The organism is Gallionella capsiferriformans ES-2 (assembly GCF_000145255.1).
Classification (GTDB): Bacteria; Pseudomonadota; Gammaproteobacteria; order Burkholderiales; family Gallionellaceae; genus Gallionella; species Gallionella capsiferriformans.
Map to the genome: position 1 here is coordinate 118,886 of NC_014394.1, position 26,108 is coordinate 144,993.

Annotated in this window: 21 protein-coding genes; 14 read left to right on the forward strand and 7 right to left on the reverse strand. The window is 53.4% G+C overall.

Annotated elements, in window-relative coordinates:
- The first annotated feature begins 25 nt into the window (after positions 1–25).
- The 3 genes from mqo to GALF_RS00505 all read left to right on the forward strand — a co-directional run bounded on the left by mqo (position 26) and on the right by GALF_RS00505 (position 3,417).
- Positions 26–1,540, forward strand: coding sequence for a malate dehydrogenase (quinone) (gene mqo, locus GALF_RS00495; protein WP_013292086.1), 1,515 nt, complete (start codon positions 26–28; stop codon positions 1,538–1,540).
- Positions 1,541–1,820: 280 nt separating this feature from the next.
- Positions 1,821–2,405, forward strand: a complete 585-nt coding sequence (locus GALF_RS00500) for a 2OG-Fe(II) oxygenase (protein ID WP_013292087.1) — start codon at positions 1,821–1,823, stop codon at positions 2,403–2,405.
- Entirely contained in the window at positions 2,338–3,417 is a 1,080-nt protein-coding gene (locus tag GALF_RS00505) for a M29 family metallopeptidase (protein ID WP_223293713.1), read from the forward strand. The genes GALF_RS00500 and GALF_RS00505 overlap by 68 nt, the downstream gene beginning before the upstream one ends.
- Here the strand turns inward: GALF_RS00505 and GALF_RS00510 are convergent.
- From GALF_RS00510 to GALF_RS00540, 7 genes are all read right to left on the reverse strand, one after another.
- Positions 3,414–4,367 (reverse strand): serine/threonine-protein kinase, encoded by a 954-nt coding sequence (locus GALF_RS00510; RefSeq protein WP_013292089.1) that lies wholly within the window; start codon positions 4,365–4,367, stop codon positions 3,414–3,416. The two genes, GALF_RS00505 and GALF_RS00510, sit on opposite strands and share 4 nt — an antisense overlap.
- 134 nt (positions 4,368–4,501) lie before the next feature.
- A complete protein-coding gene (locus GALF_RS00515) occupies positions 4,502–7,357 on the reverse strand; it encodes an EAL domain-containing protein (RefSeq protein WP_013292090.1) in 2,856 nt (951 codons plus the stop codon).
- Positions 7,354–8,346, reverse strand: a complete 993-nt coding sequence (locus GALF_RS00520) for an ABC transporter substrate-binding protein (RefSeq protein WP_013292091.1) — start codon at positions 8,344–8,346, stop codon at positions 7,354–7,356. Before GALF_RS00520 ends, GALF_RS00515 begins: the two co-directional genes overlap by 4 nt.
- A gap of 224 nt (positions 8,347–8,570) precedes the next feature.
- Positions 8,571–9,419: a formyltetrahydrofolate deformylase gene (gene purU / locus GALF_RS00525; protein WP_013292092.1), complete on the reverse strand. Its 849-nt coding sequence runs from the start codon at positions 9,417–9,419 to the stop codon at positions 8,571–8,573.
- The gene (locus tag GALF_RS00530) at positions 9,416–9,817 is read right to left on the reverse strand and encodes a glutaredoxin family protein (protein ID WP_013292093.1); all 402 of its coding nucleotides are present in this window, start codon (positions 9,815–9,817) and stop codon (positions 9,416–9,418) included. Before GALF_RS00530 ends, purU begins: the two co-directional genes overlap by 4 nt.
- 18 nt (positions 9,818–9,835) lie before the next feature.
- Positions 9,836–10,636 carry a glutamate racemase gene (gene murI, locus GALF_RS00535; RefSeq protein ID WP_013292094.1) on the reverse strand — a complete coding sequence of 267 codons (801 nt, stop codon included), beginning with the start codon at positions 10,634–10,636 and terminating at the stop codon, positions 9,836–9,838.
- 18 nt (positions 10,637–10,654) lie between these two features.
- Positions 10,655–12,253: an ABC-F family ATPase gene (locus GALF_RS00540; protein ID WP_013292095.1), complete on the reverse strand. Its 1,599-nt coding sequence runs from the start codon at positions 12,251–12,253 to the stop codon at positions 10,655–10,657.
- A 153-nt stretch (positions 12,254–12,406) separates the two neighbouring features.
- Between GALF_RS00540 and motB the strand changes: the two genes are divergently transcribed.
- The 11 genes from motB (at position 12,407) to GALF_RS00595 (ending at position 26,009) form a co-directional block, all read left to right on the forward strand.
- Entirely contained in the window at positions 12,407–13,294 is an 888-nt protein-coding gene (gene motB / locus GALF_RS00545; protein WP_013292096.1) for a flagellar motor protein MotB, read from the forward strand.
- A gap of 60 nt (positions 13,295–13,354) precedes the next feature.
- On the forward strand, positions 13,355–14,626 hold the full coding sequence (gshA, locus tag GALF_RS00550; RefSeq protein ID WP_013292097.1) for a glutamate--cysteine ligase: 1,272 nt from the start codon (positions 13,355–13,357) through the stop codon (positions 14,624–14,626).
- Between the two features lie 13 nt (positions 14,627–14,639).
- The gene (locus tag GALF_RS00555; RefSeq protein WP_013292098.1) at positions 14,640–15,674 is read left to right on the forward strand and encodes an FAD:protein FMN transferase; all 1,035 of its coding nucleotides are present in this window, start codon (positions 14,640–14,642) and stop codon (positions 15,672–15,674) included.
- Positions 15,675–15,685: 11 nt separating this feature from the next.
- Positions 15,686–16,072, forward strand: a complete 387-nt coding sequence (locus GALF_RS00560) for a PTS sugar transporter subunit IIA (RefSeq protein WP_013292099.1) — start codon at positions 15,686–15,688, stop codon at positions 16,070–16,072.
- Position 16,073: 1 nt separating this feature from the next.
- Entirely contained in the window at positions 16,074–16,340 is a 267-nt protein-coding gene (locus GALF_RS00565; protein ID WP_013292100.1) for an HPr family phosphocarrier protein, read from the forward strand.
- Positions 16,337–18,061 carry a phosphoenolpyruvate--protein phosphotransferase gene (gene ptsP, locus GALF_RS00570; protein WP_013292101.1) on the forward strand — a complete coding sequence of 575 codons (1,725 nt, stop codon included), beginning with the start codon at positions 16,337–16,339 and terminating at the stop codon, positions 18,059–18,061. The genes GALF_RS00565 and ptsP overlap by 4 nt, the downstream gene beginning before the upstream one ends.
- Before the next feature lie 127 nt (positions 18,062–18,188).
- Positions 18,189–18,869 (forward strand): sensor histidine kinase, encoded by a 681-nt coding sequence (locus GALF_RS00575; RefSeq protein ID WP_013292102.1) that lies wholly within the window; start codon positions 18,189–18,191, stop codon positions 18,867–18,869.
- 4 nt (positions 18,870–18,873) lie between these two features.
- Positions 18,874–19,524 (forward strand): response regulator, encoded by a 651-nt coding sequence (locus GALF_RS00580; protein WP_013292103.1) that lies wholly within the window; start codon positions 18,874–18,876, stop codon positions 19,522–19,524.
- A 134-nt stretch (positions 19,525–19,658) separates the two neighbouring features.
- The gene (locus GALF_RS00585) at positions 19,659–24,344 is read left to right on the forward strand and encodes an EAL domain-containing protein (protein WP_013292104.1); all 4,686 of its coding nucleotides are present in this window, start codon (positions 19,659–19,661) and stop codon (positions 24,342–24,344) included.
- Positions 24,334–24,549 carry a hypothetical protein gene (locus tag GALF_RS00590; RefSeq protein WP_013292105.1) on the forward strand — a complete coding sequence of 72 codons (216 nt, stop codon included), beginning with the start codon at positions 24,334–24,336 and terminating at the stop codon, positions 24,547–24,549. The genes GALF_RS00585 and GALF_RS00590 overlap by 11 nt, the downstream gene beginning before the upstream one ends.
- On the forward strand, positions 24,546–26,009 hold the full coding sequence (locus GALF_RS00595) for a GAF domain-containing protein (protein WP_041937923.1): 1,464 nt from the start codon (positions 24,546–24,548) through the stop codon (positions 26,007–26,009). The genes GALF_RS00590 and GALF_RS00595 overlap by 4 nt, the downstream gene beginning before the upstream one ends.
- The last annotated feature ends 99 nt before the right edge of the window (positions 26,010–26,108 follow it).

The following is a 26,108-nucleotide window of genomic DNA, read 5'->3' on the forward strand; positions in this document are numbered from 1 at the left end:
AGTCAGCAGCACATGGATAGAGAAAATGAGCATTAAAAAAGTAGATGTATTACTCGTGGGTGCCGGCGTGATGAGTGCCACGTTGGGCAAGTTGTTGGCGTTGCTGGACCCGTCATTGAAAATTACCATGGTCGAGCGTCTGAGTCGCGTGGCAAGCGAGAGCTCGCACGGGCTGAATAATGCGGGGACCGGGCACGCAGGCTATTGCGAGCTCAATTACACGCCGCAGCAAGCGGATGGCAGTGTGGAAATCAAACGTGCGCTGGCGATCAATGCGGCCTATGAAGTATCACTGCAATTTTGGTCTTATCTGGTTGAACAGGGTTCGCTGCCGTCCCCTGAAAAATTTATTAATCCGATTTTTCATCAGAGCTTTGTCTGGGGCGAGGAAAACGTCGCATTTTTGCGCAAGCGTTATCAGGCGCTGCACCCGCATCATCTGTTCGAAGAGATGGAATACAGCGAAGATCACGCAGTGTTGCGCGAGTGGATGCCGTTGGTGATGGCGCATCGCGATCCGAAACAGCCGGTGGCCGCGACTCAGGTCAAGCACGGCACGGATGTCGATTTCGGCATGCTGACGCGCAAACTAGTGAAGGCGATGACCAAACACTCGACGTTCGATTTGAAACTGGGTCATACCATCACCGGCATGAAGCAGTTTCCGGACGGACGCTGGCATGTGCGGCTCAAAGAAAATCACAGCGAGCACAGCAAGACGATCGAGGCGGGTTTCGTGTTTCTAGGAGCGGGCGGCGGCGCATTGCCGCTGTTACAAAAGTCGGGTATTCCGGAGAGTCTGGGCTACGGCGGATTTCCGGTCAGCGGACAATGGCTGATCTGCAAGAATCCCGAGGTGGTCAGACGCCATACCAGCAAAGTGTATGGCAAAGCACCGCTAGGTGCACCGCCCATGTCGGTGCCGCATCTCGATACGCGGATTATCGACGGCGAGCCGGCCTTGCTGTTCGGCCCGTTTGCCAGCATCACGACTAAGTTTTTGAAAGAAGGCTCGGTGCTGGATCTTTTCTCGTCCCTCAAGTCGAATAATCTCAAACCGATGCTCGCCGTTGCACGGGACAATCTGGATCTGACCCGCTACCTGATCACCGAGGCATTTAAATCGCACAGCGAGCGCGTCGCCAGTTTGCAGGAGTTTTACGCCGATGCTAAAGAGGAAGACTGGGAGTTAGCCTCCGCCGGACAGCGTGTACAGATCATTAAGGGTTGTGATACCAAGGGCGGTCGACTGGAGTTCGGCACGGAAATCGTGACCAGTCAGGACGGCACGCTCGCCTCCTTATTGGGTGCGTCGCCCGGTGCATCGACTTCGGTGCAGGCGATGATCGAAGTGATCGAGCGCTGCTTTAGCGACCGGGTGGCAACGGAGCACTGGCAGGAAAAAATAAAGAAAATGATTCCGTCTTATGGCGAATCGCTCGATGAAAACGAGGAGCTGCTGCATTTGGTGAGGGAGCGCACGTTAGCAACGCTAGGGCTTGAGCACAGGGCAGGAAAGCTCGGCAGTAAGCCGCGCTAAACCGGATTTCAGTACCAGGTTGGCTGTGGCGCATCTGGCAGCGGTTGCTTCGTTTGAGGGTGTCGACTCAAACCTGAGCTGAGGCGGCAAGTTCCGGTGAGTCGCGCAGTTTTTCATTGATACACCCCCCCCCGCACGCTGTTATGTGTGTCGATTGCACCGGCGCAAGGAAAAACCGCCAGCGCGGTCAGCAGGTCAACCATAGGCGAATTTTCATCAGCTAGCTCAACACAAAAAATTTTCCTATGTTAACTTGTCGGCCCCTTATCGGGTAATTACTATGAACATCATTGCCGAACAACTGCAGGACACAGGGTACATCGTGCTGGATAATCCGCTGCCGGCCTCGTTGATGACCGCGCTTCGTGAGCGCTGTCAGGAGAGTCAGGCGGGTTTTGAGGCGGCCCATATCGGTCGCGGTACCGATAAAAAGCAGATCAATTCGATACGCGGCGATGTGATTCGCTGGCTTGATGAGAGCCACGATACCGATCAGGCTTATCTGGCATGGATGGAAAACCTGCGTTCAAAACTCAATGAAGCGCTGTACCTTGGCTTATTCGACTACGAATGCCACTACGCCATTTATGGCGCCGGAACAGGGTATGCGAAACACTCCGATGTGCTGAACGGCAAGAAAAATCGCGTACTGACCACGGTGTTATACCTGAATGAGAACTGGCAGCGCAGCGATGGCGGTGAACTTGTCTTGTTCGAGCCGGAAGGCATAGACGTGCTTGCCACCGTCGCCCCGAAATTTGGCACAATGATCATCTTTTTAAGCGAGTCATTTCCGCATGAAGTCCTCATCTCTCACAGTACAAGGCGCAGCATTACCGGATGGTTCCGTGTCAGCGGCAGTTAACGCGCTGCCCGAATATGCCATCGATCTGGCAGAAAAGAATGTCCACGACATCCTGACGTTAGCCGTCGAACACACCCAGGCAGCCGTCGTGGTATGGGATGCGCAGTGCGCGCTTTCTATCGCGTTGGCCAGCGCTTACTGGCGCTGCTTGCCTGACGCAATATTTATCGATTTCGACAGCGTTGCGCCTGAAGCTGTGCGCGCTGAATTCGAGCGTTTAATGCCGGGTGATCTGGTCGTTTTGATTCAGTCCACCAGTTTTCGTCTCGATGCCTTCCGGATTCGCGTGGAGCTGTTCAAACTGCAGCTCAAAGTCATTGAACACCCGCACCTGTCGCGTATGCCGGGCGATCAGGGGCTGCTGTACATTGAATCGCTCGCATATGACCCGGTCTACGTTCGCGGCACAGGTCATGCGCTCAAAGCGCGCTTTGACAGTGCGCGGGTCGGCATCATCAACAGCTTCGGCGAACAGCTGATTTTCTCGAGCGGATTTGAGCCTGCCAAACTGAACGTGGGCGACTACAGTCAGATGCACAACGTCGGCGGGCAATTCCCCATCGGCGAAGTGTTCACCGAGTCGAAGGATCTGGAAGGCTTAAATGGCCGGGTGCGTCTGTCGATTTTCGGTGACACCAGTTTTACCGTCAACAAGCCTGAGCGTCCGATCACACTGATCGTCGATAAGGGGCGCGTGACCGGCACGGTCGATTCCACGCCCGAATTCGACCTTGTGCTGGCCAAGATACGCGAAGACGAGGGTGAGATCTGGGTGCGTGAACTGGGTCTGGGGCTTAACCGGACCTTTACGCAGGAGAGGCTGGTCAGCGATATCGGCACGTACGAGCGCATGTGCGGCGTGCATCTGTCGCTGGGCGCCAAGCATGGCAGTTACAACAAGCCGCAGATCAAAAAGTCGGCGGCCCGCTATCATGTGGACGTGTTCGCCTACACCGACACCATGACGCTGGATGGCGAGGTGATCTACCGCGACGGGTTGTGGGCGGTTTAAATCCCGTACGATTCAGGCAGGGTGCTGCGGGAAAATCCGCTGCGCGAGAATGCGCGATCGGCCGACATATAGCTCGATAACACCGACTGCGTGGACATACTAAAGCCGCGATACAAGTCCAGATCGTAATCCGACATGCGGATTTCATGCGCGGCGTTGCCAAAATCCGCAATGAATTCGTCCCAGTCTGCATAGCGGCGGTCGCGGTTTTTTTCCATCGCGCGCCCGATGACGTCTATCAGTTTTTTGGGCAGTTTCTTGCGATAGGTTTCGACCGGTGTAATCGGATAGTTGTGTATCGCGATGCGCGCATCGAACGCGTTGTCGGCCTCGAAGGTATGATGGCCTGTGAGCAACCGGTAGGTCACCGCGCCCAGCGCATAGATGTCGGCGCGCTGATCGAGTGCGTCACCCTCCAGTTGTTCAGGCGACATATAGGCCAGACTGCCTGCCACCACCGCACCTAGTTCGCTGCTCGGCACCGCACAGCCAAAGTCGGTGAGTTTGGCTAGTCCGTTGGGCATCAGGATGATATTGCCAGGTTTGACATCGCGATGCACGATACCGAGCGTGGCAGCATAGCGCAGCGCACTTGCGACCTGTTCGACGACCGACAGCACGGTCAGTATCGGCGGCAGGGTGTTGACCTGTTCAGAGCGGTCGAGCGCGTTGCCGTTGATGTACTCCATCACCAGATAGGCGCCATCCGACTCATGCAGATCGGCATCCAGTATCCGCACGATATTTTTATGCGACATTTTGCGACCCAACGCAACTTCGGTGGCAAACATATCCAGATAGACGTCAGCCTGACGCCCGCGACGCAGTTGCTTGATGGCAACTGAGGCCAGCGTTTTGACATGCTGTGCGTGATAGACATTGGATGTTGCGCCTGCGCCGATTTTCTCAACGATGGAGTAATTGCCGATGTGGGTAGGTGACGCTGCCATGCATGAAATTTATTGAAGGGGACGTGCTATCCGACAAGTTTAGTCGGCAAAGTTCAATCGCTTGAATTTTATCATTTTGTTCCGCTGGAAGCGGCGGATGCTAAAAATAGCGGTAGTGAATCAAAAAAGTTGCCTTAAAGTTGCCTTCGTGAAGGCGAGGGTGATGATGAATCAAAAGCTACCCAATGGTTAATGAGGTGCTCAAATTCAGCCAGCGCCACAGGACGACTGAAAAAATAGCCCTGAAACGTATTGCAGCCACGCTCGATGAGGGGCAACAGCTGAGCGTGTTCTTCAACGCCTTCTGCAATGACCTCGTAGCCAAAATTACGCGCCATGCCAGCAATGGTCTGGACCATCATTGCATCGCCCGGATCGGTCAGAATGTCGCGCACAAAGGATTGATCGATTTTCAGTTGGTCGATTGGCAGACGTTTGATGTATTGCAGGGAAGAGTATCCCGTACCGAAGTCATCCATAGAAAAGCGCACACCGAGCGCTTTAAGTGCGGACATTTTTTGTATGGCTTCATCAACGTCTTCCAACACCAGATTCTCGGTCAATTCAAGCTCGAGTCGCCGAGGGTTTACACCACTATCCGTCAGCGCAGCTTGGACTTGGCGGACGAAATCGGGCTGATGAAATTGCACCGGGCTGATATTGACCGCCAGACGCAGCTTACTTAACGTGGGATGTGTTTCCCATGCTTTTAGTCGAGCACACGCATTCTCTAATACCCATTCCCCGATGGGCAGAATTAATTTGGTTTGCTCTGCTAAAGGGATGAATTGGGCGGGTGAAATGGGCCCCAGACTTTGACTATGCCAACGCAGCAATACCTCTGCACCAAGCAACTCATTGGCCTGATTAGTCTGCACTTGATAATATAATTCGAACTCGCTGTTTGACAGTGCTTGCCGAAGCGCCCGCTCCATCAAGGTGCGAGATTCCAATGTGGCCTGCATAGCGGATTCAAAGAATCGAACCGTGTTGCGTCCGCTTTCTTTGGCTTGATACATGGCCAGATCAGCCCGTTTTAAGAGCTCATCAATCTCGATCGCATCGCCGTTAAATAATACGACGCCGATGCTGGGCGTGCTTTCGTGTGCATAGCTTTCGATTATGTAGGTTTGCGATAGGGATTCGCGCATTTTTTCTGCTATTGAGCCTGCCTGTGCCACGGCAATATCCTGATTGACACTCAAACTTTCCAGCAACACCACGAATTCGTCACCGCCGAACCGGGCAACACTGTCCGTATCTCGCAGGCTTTGGGTTAGGCGGTGCGACACCTCGATCAGCATTTTGTCGCCATATTCGTGTCCTTTGGTATCGTTCAGCACTTTAAAGTGATCAAGATCAATGAACATTAGAGCGCCGAAATTTTTGCTGCGAGCGCTCAACCCAAGCGCTAGTCGCATACGATCCAGCAACAAACGGCGATTGGGTAATTGTGTGAGCGGATCGAAGAATGCCAAATTATGAATCTCCTCCTCAGCCTTTTTACGTTCCGTGATGTCCACGAATACGCCCACATAATGGCTGATTTCATCACGATTTTTAACGGCGGTAATGGTGAGCCACTTCGGATAAATTTCACCATTTTTACGTCTGTCCCACAATTCTCCCGACCAGCTTCCGACCCTATTGAGCACCTCCCACATGGATTTATAAAAGTCTTGGTTGTGGCGCCCTGAGCCTAGTAGGCGCGGATTTTTCCCCAGCACCTCCTGCTCCGAAAAACCAGTCGTGAGCTCGAATGAATGATTCACTTTGATGATGTTGGCCTCTTTATCGGTGACCATAATCGCTTCTTGGGTATCAAAGGCGACTGCTGCGATACGCAATTGCGTGGCGGCTTCTTCACGAAAGGTGACATCCTGCACCGTACCTGCAGACCGGATAGCGCGTCCCTCAGGGTCAAAATAATTGGAGCCGCGCGCCTCGACCCATTTGACGCGCCCGTCTGCCATAATCAAGCGATGGGTAATGTGATAAGACTGTTTATTTGTCAGCGAATTGGTATAGGCCTGATTGACGGCTTCCCGATCTTCCGGATGAATAATACTCAGGAAAGCCTCATGAGATGGGCTAAATTGCGCCGGGTCGATTTCAAACAGGCGGAAGATTTCTTCAGACCAATTCAGCCTGCCTGAGTGCAAATCGAGCTCCCAACTGCCGAAGTGTCCAATTTTTTGCGCTTCGGATAAAAAATCCTGAGCGCGCTGCTGCAGAGCAATATTTTCCGTCACCCGCAACGCCATTGTATCGAACGACCGCCCTAATTCAGACAGTTCATCATTGCCTTTAAGTTCGCTGCGTGCGTTGTAGTTGCCCGCTGCGAATTGTTTAGATATTGCAGAGAGGAGATTGACCCGACGGGTGACTAATACGTGTAACAATATGCCGATTACAAAAGATGCGAATAGGCTGATGGCAACAAAAATTGCCGTTTGCATTAAGGTTTCTTGTTTCGCTTTCTGCAGTTCATGACGGGTATCGTAACCGACATACAGAACCCCCATTGTCTTCTCCAAACCACCTTGTTTATATTCGGTAATCAACGGAAAATAACCTTGCAGCAACGTAGGTTCATGTGCGTCGAATTCAAGCTTTCTCACACCGCGATTGAGTACTCGATCTGCCTCGTTATCGTCATAGCTTGAAAAGGAACTTGCCGCTTCACCCTTCCAGCGGTATTGATTCGCCATCAGTACATGATGACGTTCGTCCACCAGCATCAGTGTGCGGATGCTCGGATGGGTCGCTGCAATAGACAGACTTAACAATGCCTCTGCCTCATCATCTGCGGTCAGGCGGTTATATAAAATGTTCTGCAGGCCGCCCATTTGCTGGGTGACATCGGTGATGGCTGCTCTTTGAATCGCGGCTTGGGTGGCGCGATCTTGCTGCAAATAGATCAAAGATGAACTGCCGAGGGTAACGATCAGTAAAATGAGTGGAATAAGCAGGGAAAGACGTCGATTCATGGTTCAATACACGTATTGATGTCTGCATCTAGTGCCATGCGAATATCAACTTGTTGTTTTAGCTGACCTTCTTTGAGCATCACTTGAACCAAGTTGTTTGCCGGTGTGATGATAGCCGGGTGCTTGGTGCTGAGAAGGCGCAGGTTGTCCTGTAAGGTGGGTGTCGATATGCCACCCACCATCGTCTGATATTCCTGTGTGCTGACGCCCAGTCGCTTGCTAATGCGATGCGTTGCATCTGCGGGTGATTGCTTCATATAGTTCAGTGTATGAAACCATTCACGCGCGACGTCGCAGACCTCTTGACGGCGTGCCTGAAACACATCCTCATGAACCAGCATTAAATCAAAAATCTCGTTGGGTATTTGGCTGCTATCAAAGATGGCATGAGCGCCTAATGCCGCCAATTGCGTTTTAAACGGATCGAATGTGATGAAAGCATCGGCTTTATCTTGTTTATACATTTCCAATTGCCGGCTCTCTGCACTTGGAATGACATGCACATCTTCCCGTTTCAGCTTAGCCGCATTCAGTGTGCGACTCAGCATATATACGCCAAGGGGAATATTCTCGATTGCGATGCGCTTTCCCTTTAAGTCAGCCAGAGATTTAACTTGTGGCGATGCCATGACGGCATCCGCACCGTTGGAGCCATCCATAACAAAGAGGATGCGAAATTTGACACCGCCAGCCAACAAATCTAGCGCTTCATCCAAGGTCAGTGTCGCCATGTCAGCCGAGTGATTGCGAAATGATTCCAGAGTGATATCCGATGAGGGTAGCTCGAAAATGCTGGCTTTGTTTTTAGGCAGGTAGCCTATGTCTCTGGCCAGATAAATAGGCTCGTAGCCCGGCCAGGGGCTGCTGGCGATGCGTAACGGCTCGTGTGATTCTTTGCTGCAAGAGGAAAGCAAGCCCACGCTAAGCAGCAATAGCAGCGTGCTTAATCTTAGCTTGCTACTCAGAGATTTTAGCCGAGCAGTCACCATGGCATCCTCGCAATATCAAATTTTATGGCTGGCATTATGCCGCAACTGCATCACTATGTACGGATTGAATGTCAGATGCGGGACCTGTATTCAGTTCGGCTGTGCACTCGGTTTTGTGCATTCCACCACGGTCGGGCGGTAAGAATTTATCCGACGCGTAGTGCAATATGCCGACCTATGCCAAAAAAGAGCTGCATTTTGGATGAAGTTGTTGACCGGGCGAATTACTTGAAGACGATAGTTTTGTTGCCGCACACCAGCACGCGATCCTCGACGTGATAGCGCAGGCCGCGCGATAGCACGGTTTTTTCGATGTCCCGCCCGTAACGCACCAGATCGTCTACCGTGTCACCGTGATCGATGCGCACCGTGTCCTGCTCGATGATCGGGCCGGCATCGAGCTCATCGGTGACGTAGTGACAGGTCGCACCGATGAGTTTTACACCGCGCAGATAAGCCTGATGATAGGGCTTTGCGCCGACGAAGGAGGGTAAAAAGCTGTGGTGGATGTTGATGATGCGCCCCGGATAGCGCTGGCATAAGAAGGGCGGCAAAATCTGCATGAAGCGCGCCAGCACCATTGTGTCGCCCTGATATTCATCGAACAGTGCGGCGATGTGCTCGAAGGCGGCGGTTTTATCCTGCATATCGACTTTGATGAACGGGATGCCGTGCCACTCGACAAAGCTGCGTAAATCCTCGTGATTGGAGATTACGCAGGGGATGTCGACCAGCAGTTCTCCACTGCGCCAGCGGTGCAGCAGATCGTCCAGACAATGATCCTGACGACTCACTAGTATCACCAGGCGTTTATTTTGCGCGGAATCGGCCAGCTGCCAGTGCATGTTAAATTCCTGAGCTAGTGCTGCGAAGCGCAGACCGAATTCGGCGGCATCGAAGGGTAGCGAATCTGCGCGTATCTCCTGACGCATAAAGAAGCGTTCGGATTCCTGCTCGGTGTGATAACTCGCCTCGACGATGAAGCCGCCGTGCTGCGCGATGAAGCCGGCGACGGCCGCGATAATCCCCGCGCGATCGGGGCAGGAAATGGTGAGAGTGTAATGGCGGTTCATGTGTTAATTTCCGGTGTAGGCGGGCTGGACAGCGCTTGCAGATAGCTGATGATCACTTTGGATTCATACAGCCATTGCACGCCGCCTGCCTGATCGGTGATCTGCAAACAGGGCGTCTGAATTTTACCGCCGCCCTCTAGCAGGTCGGCACGGTGTTTCGGGTCGTGCTGAGCATCAAGCAAGGTGATGGGGAGTGACAGTCGCGCCATCTCGTGGCGAACCTTGATGCAGAACGGACAGGTTTTGAAGTGATAAAGCGCTAACTGCCGGCATTCTGCGTCTATTTTGTCTTGTATGCGGGGCGGGCGAACGATGCCGCGCGGCATAGCCAGTTTGGCCCACAGCAGCATGAACGGCATCAATATCAGGCGCAGGGCTTTGAAAAATAATTTAATCATGGGTAGGTATTGGATTGCTTAATTGTAAAGAGGGAGTTGTTGCACGTTGACGGGGTGATGCCACAATGCTGATATGATCGTCGAGGCGCGGGCTTCGTCGCCGCTGGTCCAAAATTGTACGCTTGCCTGTGTGGGCGCGCGGTCAGACAGTTCAGTTTGCAGGCGTCGCAGCAAATGCCGCGCGACGGCCTCGCCTGTGTCAATCAGTTGGATGTCTTGTCCTGCGATGTCACGGATTAAACCGGCAAGAAACGGGTAGTGGGTACAGCCTAAAATCAGCGTGTCAGCGCCCTGCTCGAGCAGTGGGGTCGTGTAGCGTTCGACTAATTCGCGTGTCAGCGGGCCGGTCAGATCACCCCGCTCCACTTGTTCGACCAGCCCAGGACAGCCCTGCGTGACGATGGTGACATTGCCCGCATAGCGCTCCAGCAAGGCGGAAAAACGCGCGCTCTCCAGCGTGCCGATTGTCGCTAATACGCCGACGATGCCGTTTTTAGTGGCCGCTACGGCAGGTTTAACAGCAGGTTCCATGCCGATGATAGGACAACTAAAATCACGGCGCAAGGTGGCTGCTGCCGCCGCTGTCGCGGTGTTGCAGGCGATGACGATGGCATCCGCCCCCTGCGAGATCAAAAAACGGGTTAGTTCAATCGAGCGCTGTTCGATGTAACGGGCTGATTTGTCGCCGTAGGGCACGTGCGCCGAATCGGCAACATAGATCAGGCGCTCATTGGGCAGCAACTGGCGGATGTGCCGCAGCACCGACAGTCCGCCGACCCCGGAATCAAATACGCCGATGGCCCCCGAAGTGTGCGTCACGACCCATGTCCGCTGGTGTTAAACCGACATGCCCTGATCGCGCAGGTATTCTTCATAGGTGCCGTGATAATCGGTGACGCCCTTTGCAGAAATCTCGATGATGCGTGTCGCCAGTGAGGAGACGAATTCGCGGTCATGGCTGACGAAGACGACGGTTCCCTTGTATTCGAGCAGCGCCGTGTTGAGCGATTCAATGGATTCCATATCCATGTGATTGGTCGGTTCATCCATCAACAGCACGTTGTTTCGTTGCAGCATGAGCTTGCCGAACAGCAGGCGACCCTTTTCACCGCCGGATAGCACGCTGACCGGCTTGTGGGCGTCGTCCCCTGAAAATAGCAGACGGCCCAGTGTGGCGCGCACGGTCTGGTCGTCGTCATTCGGGCCGCGCCAGTAGGTCATCCAGTCGGTCATGATCTTGTCTTCGGCGAACTCGCTGTAGCTGTCCTGCGCGTAGTAACCGACCTTGGCCTTTTCAGTCCACTTGATGATGCCGTAATCGGGCGTCAGTTCGCCTGCCAGGCAGCGTAGCAGGGTCGTCTTACCAATACCGTTAGGGCCGATGATGGCGATTTTTTCGCCCGCGTCGACGCGGAAATTCACATTGGAGAACAAGACGCGGTCAAAGCCCTTGGACAGGTTTTCGACTTCGACGGCGGTGCGATGCAGTTTTTCGCGGTCGTCGTATTCAAAGCGGATGAACGGATACTGGCGGCTGGAAGGTTTGATGTCTTCAATTTTGATCTTGTCGATCTGGCGCGCGCGCGAGGTGGCCTGCTTGGCCTTGGAGGCGTTAGCTGAGAAGCGTGCCACGAAGGCTTTGAGTTCGGCAACCTTTTCCTTGGCCTTGGTGTTGTCAGCCGATTGCTGTTCACGCGCCTGAGTGGAGGCCAGCATGTAATCGTCGTACGTGCCGGGGTAGGTGGTGATTTTACCGAAATCCAGATCCGACATGTGGGTGCAGACGCTGTTCAAAAAATGCCGGTCATGCGAGATGATGACCATCGTGCAGGTGCGCGCGTTCAGGATGTTTTCCAGCCAGCGGATGGTGTTAATGTCCAGATTGTTGGTCGGCTCATCGAGCAGCAGAATGTCCGGGTTGGAGAACAGCGCTTGCGCCAGCAGTACGCGCAGCTTGAAGCCGGGAGCGACTTCGCTCATCGGGCCGTTATGTAATTCAATGGCGATCCCCAAACCCAGCAGTAATTCGCCGGCACGCGCCTCGGCCGTATAACCGTCGTATTCGGCAAACACCGCTTCCAGATCGGCCGCGTGCATATAGTCTTCTTCGGACGCGTCCGGATTCGCGTAAATCGCATCGCGCTCGGACATCACCTGCCACATTTCATCATGGCCCATCATCACCACATCGAGTACGCGATTGTTTTCATAGGCAAACTGATCCTGACGCAGCTTACCCAGACGTTCGCTCTTGTCCAGCATGACTTCGCCCGACGTCTGAACCAAATCGCGGCCCAGAATTTTCATGAAAGTGGATTTGCCGCAGCCGTTTGCGCCGATCAGCCCGTAGCGGTTGCCGTTGCCGAACTTGACTGAAACGTTCTCGAACAGGGGCTTGGCCCCGAATTGCATGGTGATGTTTGCAGTGGATAACATGTAGTGCCTCACAAAATAAGTCGCGCATTCTACCATTAGCACATCATGTGCACTAAACTGCACGCAGTAAGACGATGCAAGCTGCTGTCCCGGATTGATATTTTTGGTCTGTCGGTGTGGCGGCCCGCTCGGATCACGGTTACGTCGAATTTTATGAGTACGCCAGTTAAAGCTAAGCCGTTTAAGCGAAAAATCATTATTCGCAGAATCCGCAAACAAGTGCGTGAGGCGCCGCGTGGCGCGTGGAAAATCGCCTACGCCGATTTCGTGACCGCATTGATGGCCTTTTTTTTGATGTTGTGGCTGATATCCTCAACCTCAGCGGATTACCGGCAGGCCATTTCAGAATATTTCGAGACGCCGCTGATGGTGGTTTTTTCAGGCGGTCAGAGCAATGATGTCACCTCCAGCCTGATTGTCGGCAGCTATGGAGAAGACAAAACATTCAGCTCGGGGCAGGTGAACAAGGGCGAGGGTGCGGTTGAGGATATTGCCATTTCCGTGTCCGATGCCGGGCGTCTGCTACACATGCAGGAAGTGGTGCGCTTAAAGTTGCTCAAGGCACAGTTGGAGCAACTGATACGCACCGATCCTAATCTCAATCAATTTAAAGAGCAGCTGCAGATCGACCTGACCTCGGAGGGGTTGCGCATTATGATTATCGATGCAAAAAATCGCCCCATGTTTGAAATCGGCAGTGCAATATTGCAGCCCTACACGGTCGAGATTTTGCGTTCGATCGGCAGTACACTCAATCGCGTGCCGAATAAAATCGGTCTGTCAGGGCATACCGATGCAGCTAATTATCAAGGGGGTAGTGCTGGGTACAGCAACTGGGACTTGTCGGCAGACCGTGCCAATGCGTCGCGCCGCACGTTGATTGCAGGGGGCATGGGGCAGGAGAAAATATTGCGGGTGGTCGGACTGTCCGACTCGGTGCTGTTTAATCCGGCGGATCCCTATGATGCGCATAACCGGCGTATCAGTATTATCGTGATGAACCAAAAAGCGATGGACGCCGTGCTGGTGGATGGCGAATAACCTCGCCTGCAGCGCATAGCAGGCTGCTAGAATGCACATACTATTTTTCGCAGGCACATTATGGTCCCTCATCTGACTACCGCACTGAACGGTCCGTTGCTCGATCTGGAGCGACGCTTTCTATCCGCGATGCCCAATATCGAACATTGGTTTCGCCGCCAATGGCTGGATCACGCCGCGCCCTTTTATGCCTCGGTGGATCTGCGCAACAGCGGCTTCAAGCTGGCGCCGGTCGACACCAACTTGTTTCCGGGCGGCTTTAACAATCTCAATCCAGACTTTCTGCCGCTTTGCGTGCAGGCGATGCAGGGCACGGTGCAGAAAATATGTCCCGAAGCGCGCGGCGTATTGCTGATTCCGGAGAATCACACGCGCAATCTGTTTTATCTGCAAAACGTGGCGCAACTGGTCACGATATTGCGGCAGGCTGGCATGCTGGTGCGGGTGGGCAGTCTATTGCCGGAAATCACCTCGGTTACCGAAATCGCGCTGCCGGGCGGCGCGGTCGTCAAACTCGAGCCGCTGGTGCGGCGCGGCAACCGGCTGGGGCTGGAGGGATTCGATCCCTGCGTGGTGCTGCTCAACAACGATTTGTCTGCGGGTGTGCCGGATATTTTGAAAAATCTGGAGCAGGCCGTTTTGCCGCCCTTGTCTGCGGGGTGGTATACCCGGCGTAAATCCGAACATTTTGCAGCCTATGATCGTGTTGCGAACGATTTTGCCGGGCTGCTCAGCATCGATCCCTGGCTGATCAATCCTTATTTTGCGACCTGCAGTCAGATCAATTTTCAGGAGCGTATCGGTGAGGAATGTCTTGCGGCCCGTGTGGATGAGGTGTTGCAGAAAATGCGCCTGAAATATGCCGAATACGGCGTAAAGCATGATCCCTTTGTGATCGTTAAAGCCGATGCCGGAACCTATGGCATGGGGATCATGACGGTCAAGGATGCCAGTGAAATCACCGGCTTGAACCGACGCCAGCGCAATAAGATGTCGGTGGTCAAAGAGGGCTTGCAGGTGCACGACGTGCTGGTACAGGAGGGGGTGTATACCTTCGAAAATATCAACGAGGCGGTGGCTGAGCCGGTCGTGTACATGATCGATCACTCGGTGGTCGGTGGTTTTTACCGTGTGCATACCGGACGTGGGGTGGATGAGAATCTCAATGCGCCAGGCATGCACTTTGTGCCGCTGGCGTTTGAGTCCTGCTGTACTTTGCCTAACCCCGACTGCGGGCCGGACGATACGCCGAACCGCTTTTATGCCTACGGCGTGGTCGCGCGACTGGCGTTGCTGGCCGCCTCTTTGGAGTTGGAGGGGGGCGAGGATTGAGGCGCGACGGGGTATGACTTTCTGGTACGGGTTGTTGCTGGTGGTTCTGCTGACTGCCTGCGGCAAAGAGCCCTTGTATCAGGAGCAGGGCTATGTATTCGGCACGCTGGTCGAAGTCACAGTTTACGGCGAAGCCGAACCCCGTGCCAAGCAGGCGGTGGCCTCCGTGATGCAGGAATTTCAGCGACTGCACGAACGCTTGCATGCCTGGAAACCTTCTGAATTGAGCGATTTGAATGCGGCGATTGCGCGCGGCGAATCTCAGATCGTGTCGCAGGAGTTGGCTGCCATGTTGCAGGATGCGGCACTCGTTTCAAAACAGTCAGCAGGATTGTTTAATCCGGCGATCGGGAATCTGGTCAGGGTGTGGGGGTTTCATGCCGATGAATTTAAACCGGTTGAGCCGGATGCAAAACAGATTGCACAGTTGATTGCGTCTCAGCCAAAGATGAGCGATCTGTCTTATGCGCCATCAGGCAGCGGGTTTACGGTGCGCAGCACAAACAGGGCGGTGCAGCTTGATTTGGGGGGTTACGCCAAGGGCTATGCGCTGGATCGGGCCGCATTGCTGCTCACACAACAGGGCGTTCATCACGCGCTGATCAATATTGGCGGCAATATTCTGGCTCTGGGGCAGCACGGCAAACAGCCCTGGCGGGTTGGTATTCAACATCCGCGTAAGGCTGGCGCGCTGGCCGCGCTGACGTTACATGACGGTGAGGCGATCGGAACATCGGGCGATTATCAGCGATATTTTATGCTGAACGGTGTGCGTTACTGCCATTTGATCGATCCGCGCACGGGTTTCCCGATGCAGGGCGTGCAGGCGGTGACGATTTTGACGCGAGGCCCGCACGCCGGAGTCTTGTCTGATGCGGCCTCCAAGCCCGTGTTTATCAGCGGTGTGAAAGACTGGCGGGCAGCGAGTGAGCGCATGGGGTTGATGGATGTGATGATCGTCGATGCGGCAGGCGGTATTCATCTGACCCGGAGCATGCATAAAAGGCTAGAATTCACCGATAAAAAAATAAACGTTCAGGTTGAATAGGGGAGAGTGAATTGGTTGGAATTTTACTGGTCACGCATAACGGCTTGGGCGATTGCCTGGCGGATTGCGTAAAGCATGTGTTCGGCGAGATACCCAAAAATCTGCGCGTGTTGTCGGTATGGAGCAAAGATGATCCGCAGCATAAGCTGACGGAGGGTGAGGAGTTGATTAAAGAGCTCGATAGCGGTAGCGGTGTGTTGATTCTGATCGATGTGTTCGGCGCGACGCCCAGTAATATCGGCAGACGACTCTGCCATGCGGACCGGGTCGAGGGGGTGGCCGGCGTGAATCTGCCGATGCTGTTGCGCGTGGTGAGTACGACAAACAAAAATCTGACCGAGCTAGCCAATATCGCATTCGAAGGTGGTCGCGAATGCATCGTTCATATGGAGCATTAGCATGCAGCAAGACGCACTGATCATTAATAAACTCGGGCTGCACGCACGCGCTTCGGCCAAACTTACCCAGTTAGCCGGCAGTTTCAAATGCGAAGTGATGTTGTCGCGCAACAGTCGCCGGGTCAATGCCAAGAGCATCATGGGCGTGATGATGCTGGCGGCCGCCAAAGGCACCACCATCACCATTGAAACGCTGGGCGAGGACGAAGCCGCCGCGATGCAGGCGATTCTGGGCTTGATCAATGACTATTTTGGAGAGGGCGAATGAGTTTTACCTTGCACGGCATCGCGGTCTCCAGCGGCATTGCGATCGGTTATGCACATTTGTTGTCGCACAGTTCGCTGGAAGTGGCGCATTATGTTTTGCCTAAACAGTTTATCGCCGATGAAATCGCGCGTTTTGATGCAGCGCTGTTGGCGACAAGGAACGAATTTTCCAGTCTGCGCAGCAACCGGCCCAGTTACGCGGCCGCCGAGTTTGATGCGTTTCTCGAATTACATCAGATGATACTGGATGATCCGCTGCTGAGTGTGGGGCCGCGCGAGATGGTGGAGCGCGAAAATTGCAACGTTGAGTGGGCGATCAAAGTGCAGACCGATGCGCTGGCCGCGCAGTTCGACGAGTTCGAGGATGCCTATTTGCGAGAGCGTCAGGCTGATGTGAAGCAGGTCGCCGAACGACTGCTCAAGCAGCTCTCGGGGCAGCCCGGTCATCAGCCGACGCATCTGCGCCACGATATTGACACGATACTGGTTGCGCACGATTTGAGTCCTGCGGACATGATCCAGTTTAAGCCGCAGCAATATGCCGCTTTTATCACCGATGCCGGCAGTGCAACGTCGCACACGGCGATTGTGGCGCGCAGCCTGAATACCCCCTGTGTGGTCGGTTTGCACCATGCGCGCGAATTGATCTATGAAGACGATTTGCTGATACTCGATGGCGAGCAGGGGGTCTTGATCGTCAATCCGGGCAAAGTCATCCTGGCCGAATATAAGCTGCTGCAAAGCGAGTGGGAACTCGAACGAAAAAAACTTAAGCGCTTGCGCTCAGCGCGCGCTAATACGCTGGACGGCGCTGCGATTGAGCTGCATGCAAATATCGAGAAGCCGCAAGATATTGTCGAGGCGAAGGAAAATGGCGCGACCGGAATCGGCCTGTTTCGCAGCGAGTTTCTGTTTTTGAATCGCGATCAGCTGCCCGATGAGGAAGAGCAGTTCGAGGCGTATCGTGCCGCTGCTGTCGGCATGAAGGGTATGCCCGTCACGATTCGTACCTTTGATCTGGGGGCGGACAAGCAAATTAAGGGCGCGACACAAGTGTCCAGCAATCCGGCGCTCGGGCTGCGTGCCATTCGTCTGTGCCTGGCCGAACCGCAGTTGTTTCGCACGCAATTGCGTGCCCTGCTGCGCGCGACCCATTACGGCAATATAAAGATTCTTATTCCGATGCTGTCGTCCGTGTCCGAAATAAACCAGACGTTGCAGTTTATCAATGCGACTAAGCAGTTACTGGACGACGAGGGCGTTCCATATGACAAGGCGGTCAAGATAGGCGGCATGATTGAAATTCCTGCCGCTGCATTGTCGCTGGGTGTGTTTGCCAAACGTCTGGATTTTCTGTCTATCGGCACCAACGATCTGATTCAGTACACGCTGGCGATCGATCGTACCGATGAAGAAGTGGCGCATCTCTATGATCCGCTGCATCCGGCGGTGCTGCATTTGTTATCGCATGTGATTGCGACGTCCAATAAACTGGGGGTGCCGGTTTCGGTATGCGGCGAAATGGCTGGTGATCCTGCTTATACCCGGCTGTTTTTAGGCATGGGGCTACGACAGTTTTCGATGTCATCGGCTCAAGTCCCCGCCATTAAGCAGCGGGTATTGTCGACTTCCCTGCCGGAAATCGTTGCGCTGATACAGAAAATATTGCGCACTGAAGAACCGATGAAAATACGCGAACTGCTGGATAAATTGAACGCCTGACGGTGGTGCCGGAAAGTTTAATGAGGTTGCTGATAGTTGACAACGCCTGCTATGGAATGAACTGTACGGTGAAATGTGAAACGAGAGCAGCATTGGTGCACTCTATTCGCACCTTTAAGGTGTTCAAATGTCGGGGGTTTTTGTGCTGATTCCGGATATTACTGATCCCAAGCATGGTGAGGCTATTGCGCTGGAGGAGGATCGACTGCGTTCTTTTGGGCAGGAGTTGCATGACAATCTCGGCCAGCAGCTGGCGGCGATTGCGTATCAGGCGAGTGCGCTGGAAAAAATGATCTTGTCAGCAGACCGTGCGGATACTGCAAAATTTGCCGCGTCAATCGCAATGCAGGCGCAAAGTGCGGTGATGGAATGCAAACAACTGGCGCAGGGGTTGTTGCCGTTTGAGCTGGAGGCCCGCGGGCTAATGACGGCATTACAGGCATTGGCAGCAAGAGCGGTGAGTCATTATCAGATCGTTTGCGAGTTTGTATGCGCCACCTCTGATGTGCGGCTTAACAATGCAGCGCTTACGCTCAATCTTTACCGGATTGCGCAAGAAGCCGTCAGTAATGCCATTCGACATGGCCGTGCGCAAAATGTGACCCTCCTGTTAGCCTCCGATAGCGCGGGTCTGCGTTTGTCGATATTTGATGATGGGTGCGGATTCGCAAAAACAGCAGAATGCGCGGCCGGCGGGATGGGGGTTAAGATCATGCATTCTCGCGCCCAGGCGTTGGGAGGAACGCTGGTGTTCTTAGTTCGTGCCGAAGGGGGAACGGAAGTGCGGGTGGACATACGGGGAGGGTGACTCAATGCTGAAGACGCAGGTGATGCTGGTGGATGATCACGCCATGTTGCGGCATGGTATGGCAATGCTGATCAATGCGGAGGCGGATATGGAGGTTTTCGCCGAAGCCGAGGACGGCGGTGAGGCGGTCGCGCTGCTCGAGTCTGAATATCATCCGGACATCGTTTTGGTGGATCTGTCACTCAAGACCCTGTCGGGTTTCGAGCTGATCAAAAGCATGCATATTTTAATTCCTGCCATGCCTGTGCTGGTAGTCTCCATGCACGATGAGACGGTTTATGCCGAGCGAGCGCTGCGTTCGGGTGCGAGGGGTTATGTGATGAAGCAGGAGCCGGGGGGCGTGCTCATTGCAGCGATACGGGAAGTGCTCAAAGGTAATTTTTATCTTAGTCAGCCTATGTATACCAAGCTGATGGATCGCTTCGTGACGGGCAATTCGCAGGCAGAGTTGCTGATCAACAGCCTGACGCCCAGTGAGTTTGAGGTGTTGCATCTGATAGGGGCTGGCCACAGCAGTCAGGAAATAGCCCGTTTACTTAGCCGCAGCATCAAAACGATAGAGACGCATCGAGCAAACATACGCGCCAAATTGCAATTGAAAGACGGCGCCGATTTGATACGTTACGCAACGCACTGGATAACGGCAGAGCATTAGCGATCATCCGAACCCTAAGTAACAGTTAAAAAGTTCCCTAAGGGAATCCCCTATGGTAAAACAAGGGTTTCTCCAGTATCTAGCAGGAAAAACCTCAGTTACGATGCCGACACTTTCAATCGCTTCAATTCATTATGACCAAAGCTCAAACCGGCGTTGTTCTGCCCGTCATTCGTCGTATCAAGGAAAAAGCTGAATTACCGATCGATTCTTCGGCAGAAGAGCGCAATTTTATAGCCGAAATGGCCAGTAAAAAACCCAGAAAACCCCGCAAGCCGGCGGTAAAAGCGGAAATTCCTGTGGCACCGGTTGAAGAGCGCAATTTCATTGTCGGTATCGGCGCGTCAGCTGGGGGGCTGGAGGCGTTGTCCGATTTGATCGGATCGCTGCCGGATGATCTCGGGGTTCCCTATATTGTCGTGCAGCATTTATCGCCGACCCACCGCAGCATGATGGTGCCCCTGCTCGCGCGCGAAACGTCCATGCTGGTCAAGGATGCTGAGGACGGCGAAATTCCGCTGGCCAATGTGGTGTATGTTACGCCGGCCAACTGGAACATTATCCTGAAAGACGGCGTGATGCGGCTTTTGGTGCCGGGCAAGACCGTGATGCCCAAGCCCTCGGCCACCGCGTTGTTTAATTCGATGGCCGAAGAAAAAGGCGAGGACGCTATCGGCGTGATTCTGTCAGGGACGGGTTCCGATGGCGCGGCAGGTATTGCTGCGATCAAGGCGGCGGGTGGTTTTACATTTGCACAGGACCCTGAAGCTGCCAAATACAGCGGAATGCCGCAGGCGGCAATCAGCACCGGTTGCGTTGAATGGGTGCTGACCTGCCGGGGCATCGCAGAGGAAATCACTGCGATTGCACGTGCACACGGGCTGATCAACCGTGCAACCAAGCAGGAGAACGCCCCGGCGACCATGAAGGGCTTGTTGCAGATGGTGTACAAGCACTCCAAAATCGATTTTTCGGGCTACAAAGAAGCCACGCTGTCTCGTCGTGTAGAGCGCCGCATGGCGGCTAACCGGCTGAATAATTTGGCGGCCTATTTTGATTATTGCAGCAAAAATCCGGATGAGCTCAATAAGCTTAGCAAAGATATTCTGATTTCGGTCACCGCGTTTTTCCGCGACCGCAATAGTTTTGAAGGCTTGCGCAAAATACTGGCGGACATCGTCGCCCTGAAACAGACTGGCGATGAGATCCGTATCTGGGTGCCTGCCTGTGCGACGGGCGAGGAAGCCTATTCCATCGGGATTTTGCTATCGGATATTTTAGGCAGCAAACTGAGTGATTATCGCATTCAGATTTTTGCCACCGATATTGACATGGACGCGATGGCGGTTGCACGCAAGGGCATCTATAACGAAAGTTCGCTCACCGAAGTCAGCGCAGACACCACCGCGCGCTATTTCAGCAAACACGCGGATACTTATGAAATTGCCCGTCCGATAAGAGATATGGTGGTATTTGCCCGTCAGGATCTGGTGCTCGATCCGCCGTTTTTACGGCTGGATCTGGTCAGTTGTCGCAATCTGCTGATCTATTTTCAGCCGTTGTTGCAAACAAGAGTGTTGTCGATTTTCCATTTTGCGCTGCGTCCTGCCGCGTATCTGTTCCTTGGTAAGTCTGAGAGCATCGTGCATCAGGATAATCTGTTCTCACCGGTCAGCAAGGAGGCGCGCATTTTTGTAAGGGTAGCTTCCAAGGATCAGATGATTCCGATCCCGCTCTATACCAGTCAGGAAGCGGGGGTAAAGCAGCCGATCACGATCGCTGAGCGCACATCGCGCAAGCCGGAAAGTCGCCTGCAAAAAGCGTTGTCTGAAATATATGCGCCGCCCAGCGTGCTGATCAACCGTGAAATGGATATCGTCGAAGTACACGGCGACATGCAGAGTTATCTGCATTTTCCAGCTGGCAAGCTAGAGATGAATTTGGCGCAGTTGCTGCGCCGGGAATGGCGTACTGAAGTTCAGACGCTGGTTCACCACGCTGAACTCAAACGCACGAATGCGATGGGCCGGATCAGGCCGGTCAAGCATAGTGCTGGTCTGAGTGTGCAGATCGAAGTGCATCCGGTGGCCTCTCGCGATGACCAGAAGCTGTTTTTGATCAGTTTTATTTCGCTGACGGCAGAACCTGGTGAAGTTCATCCTGAGGACAGGATGCCGGTCAACAGCAGTGAGCTGGAAGATGAATTGATCGCCACCCGGGAGCATTTGCAAACGGTCATCGAAGAGCTGGAGACATCAAACGAGGAGTTGCAGGCGCTCAATGAAGAGATGCAAGCGGCCAATGAAGAGCTGCAATCGTCTAATGAAGAACTGGAAGCGTCCAACGAAGAGCTTCAGTCCACGAATGAAGAGCTCACCACGGTCAATGAGGAGTTGATCGTCAAAGGGGGTGAACTGAGTCTGGTAAATACGGAACTTGAAAATCTGCAAAACAGTACGGGATTTTCGCTGATTCTGCTCGATCAGGAGCTGCGCTTGCAGCGTTACAACAAAGAAGCCGCGAGTCTGTTCGGTTTTAGCGTCCACACGCTGGGCAAGTCCATTCCGGGCCTTGCGGTTCCGGTTATCGACGTGCTTGAGACGGCTAAGCTTGCCATGTCAGACGGCATCAAGCGGCAAAAGCAGATGAGTTTTGGCGGTAAACATTACAACGTGCTGTGTTTTCCTTATACCTCGCAGGATCAGACTTTGGGTGGTGTGATTGTCACCTTCATCGATCAGACCGAACTGATGGAGGCGCAACAGGAAATTCTGTCGAGCAAAGATCGCCTGACAGGTGTGATGCAGAATTCTCCTATGCTGATCAGCATCAAAGATCCGGCAGGTCGCTACCAGTTCGTCAACAATGCTTTTGAAAGCATCTTTGCGTTGACGCCGGGCAGCGCGATCGGTAATACCGATACGCAGATATTCCCTGAAAGTATCGCAGTGCTGTTTGAAAAGCTGCACTTTGATGTGCTGCACAAAAAAAATCGCGTCGAGGCGGAAGAACGCATCTTGATCGGTGATCAACAGCACTGGTTATCCTTTATCTGTTACCCGATCAATGACGAAAAAGGCTCGGTCGGTGCCGTGTGCAGTCAGGTGATTATCGTCACCGCACGTCGCGAACTCGATGAACAGAAGAAGCTGACGACCAAGTTTTTTGATGCGGCCAGTGAAGGTCTGATGATTACCGATAGTCACCAAAATATCATTAAAGTGAATCATGCCTTTGTCAGAATGACAGGCTACGATGAAGCGGATGTGATCGGCAAGAATCCGAGCTTGTTAAGCTCAGGGAAGCATGAAGACACGTTTTACAGCGCCATGTGGCAGGAGATCAATCAGCACGGCTGGTGGCAGGGTGAATTGTGGAACCGGCGCAAGGATGGCACGCATTATCTTGAATGGCTGACCATACACACGCTACGCGATGAACACGGCCATTTGACCAATTACATCGCTATTTTCTCCGATATTACGCTGATCAAGGCCGCGCAGAGGCGACTGGAATATATGGTCGCTCACGATGAGCTGACCTCGCTGCCCAACCGCAATGAGCTCAGAGGGCGGATGGCGCAAACGTTTGCACGTGCTCAGCGCCACGGGGGTACCTTTGCGTTAATGTTCATCGATCTGGACAATTTCAAGAATGTAAACGACAACCTAGGGCACGATTACGGCGACGTCCTGTTGCAACAGGTTGCCGAGCGACTCGGGCTATGTGTCCGTACTGAGGATACAGTCGCCAGAATCGGTGGCGATGAATTCAACGTGCTGCTCGATGATGTGTCCGAAACGCAGATTGCCAATACCGCTCAGCGCATTCTGGATCATGTCTCCAAACCTTATCTGATCAAGGAGCAGCAGGTATTTGTCTCTGCCAGTATCGGGATTGCGGTTTATCCGAAAGATGCTGAAGATATTGAGACGCTGACTAAAAATGCCGATTCGGCGATGTATCAGGCCAAAGACAAGGGCAAGGACAGCTACCAGTTTTTCACCTCGGATCTTAAGGAAAAAATCAATCATCGCATCGAGATTGGTAATGCACTGCACAAGGCGATTGACGCCAATGAATTGAAGCTGGTTTATCAGCCGGAATTCAATCTGCAAACCGGCGAACTGATCGGCGCTGAAGCTTTGTTGCGTTGGCATAGCAGTTTGTTCGGCATTGTCGGGCCGGATGAGTTTATCCCGATTGCCGAAGAGTCCGATTTGATTCTCGAGTTGGGTGAATGGGTGATCGAGCAGGCTGCCCGGCAATTGAACCTGTGGCGCAAAGCGGATACGCCATTGCCCGGCACCTTGTTTGTGAATGTGGCGCCCCGTCAATTGGCACGTCAGCCGCTGCTTGCGATTATCACGAGGCAATTGCAAAAGCACCGCCTGCCCTCAGGCTCGCTGGGGATTGAAATCACTGAACGGACATTGGTCAACAGCAGCGAGGATATCTCGGTCAAATTGCATAAAATCGAACTTGAAGAGATCCCCATCGCAATCGATGATTTCGGTACTGGTTATTCCTCACTATCCTATCTGAAATCCTTCCCGATTTCGTTTTTGAAGATACCGAATCAGTTTATCGACGGAATCACGACGGATGAAAGCGACAAAGGAATCGCTACGGCAATTCATGGCGTGAGTGTCGCGCTCAAGTTGCAGACCATCGCTGAAGGTATCGAAACTGAAGATCAACTGATCATGCTCCGCGAAATGGGCTGTCAGAGTGGGCAGGGTTATCTGCTTGGCCGTCCTGTCGATCCCAACCAATTTGTCGAACTATTTATCAGTAACAGGAAATCACATGTCCGATAATTCAACGGATCCTGACCGGAAAAATCGTTGCTGGGGTATCTCCAGAGGGAGGCCGCGGACTGAGGCCAAGCCGGTTGAAAGAGCAGCTGATATTCCGGTTGAGTTGACTTATCGCAGGCCGACCCGGCTGGGCTTGTTGATGACGGTGCGGGCCAAAAGTACACAAGCCAAGGTGCCTGATGCAAGCGGGATTGATGAAGAGTGAAGGATGCCGACTGGATGGCGCACTGCGAAGCTGAGCCGTTAGCTTATTCAGGTGCGATTCAGCCGCATGGCGGACTGCTCTGTCTTGATGTGCATCTGAGCATGAGTCATGTGAGTGAGCAGATCGAGAAATTTGTAACTACACCCCTTCGTGCTGGCGATACCTTGTCGGATGAACTGGGCGCTGTGCTATTTCCCGTTATTGCAACGCTACCCCAAGTGCCGGGGAGTCGTTGCGAATTATTTGCGGTGGATAGTATTGGTCCGTTGCCGCTCGATATAGTCGTGATCCGCAGCAACGCGAGCATTATCGTTGAATTGATTCCACATACGGTACGCGTTGATGCGGTCGAGTTTGCACAGCAAACGGTCAGGCCCCCTGCCAATGACGGCGAAGTACAGGCATTGCATGAAAAAATTTCCGCCCGTTTTTACGAACTGACGGGGTTTGATCGGGTGATGGTTTATGTGTTTCGTGATGATGGCGATGGCGATGGTGAAGTGCTGGCTGAAACGCGCCGTGAAGCGGTCTATGGCAGTTATCTGGGGTTGCGCTTTCCCGGCAGTGATATTCCGGCAATTGCCCGTGCACTCTACATGAAAAATCCCTGGCGGCTGATTCAGGACTGCCAGGCAGAGGCTGTTTCATTATGCAGTAACGGTAGCGCACCGCCCGATCTTACCTGGTCAGATCTGCGCAGCGTGTCTCCCATGCATTTGCGCTATCTGGCCAACATGGGCGTGAGCGCATCGTTGTCTTTTCCGATTGTGGCGGGCGGCGTGTTGTGGGGGCTGATCGCTTGTCATCACGCTCGACCGCGCAATCTGCCCCTGGTGACTTTATGTTTGGCGGCGAGGGAGGCGAGTCACTACAGCCTGGAGATCTCCAATTGGCAAGTACGCTTGCAAATGCGCTTTAACGATGAGTTGACGGACAGGCTAAATACCATACGTAGGGCATTGTTGCGGCATGGTCATGCGTTATCGGCTCTTACCGAAATTTCATCCATTGTAATGGCGCAGTTTGATGGCTGTGGGCTGGCTGTATGTCAGGGCGATGTCTGGGGGGTGGCAGGTGAAGTTCCGGCATTGTATGAATTGGAATTGCTCGATGAGTGGCTCGAGAGTCAAGGTGATGAGCTGATCAACGGGTGCGATTGCATCGGGCATGCGATACACGCGCTGGTTCCTGTTGCGGGGGTGCTGGCGTTCAGGTTGATGACACGCCGGCGCGAGTTGCTAAGTATTTTTATTTTTCGCAGGGAAATTTTGCATGAGGTTGAATGGGGGGGTAACCCGCATAAACCTGTTGAATATCAGCAGGGCGACATTATGATTTCGCCGCGCCGTTCATTTGAAAAATGGATTGAAAAGCGTATTGGTTACAGCCGTCCATGGCAAAAGCAAGATCGTATTTCCGCCATGCGACTGCGGCTGCTACTGGTTAATTTGTACTGCTGATCTGCATGTTTGCGGGGCGCTTTAAAAACAGCTGCATCACCTGCGGTGAAATAGTTGGACGCGAGTCAGGATTAAGCGTAAAACTCGCTACTAGGAAAA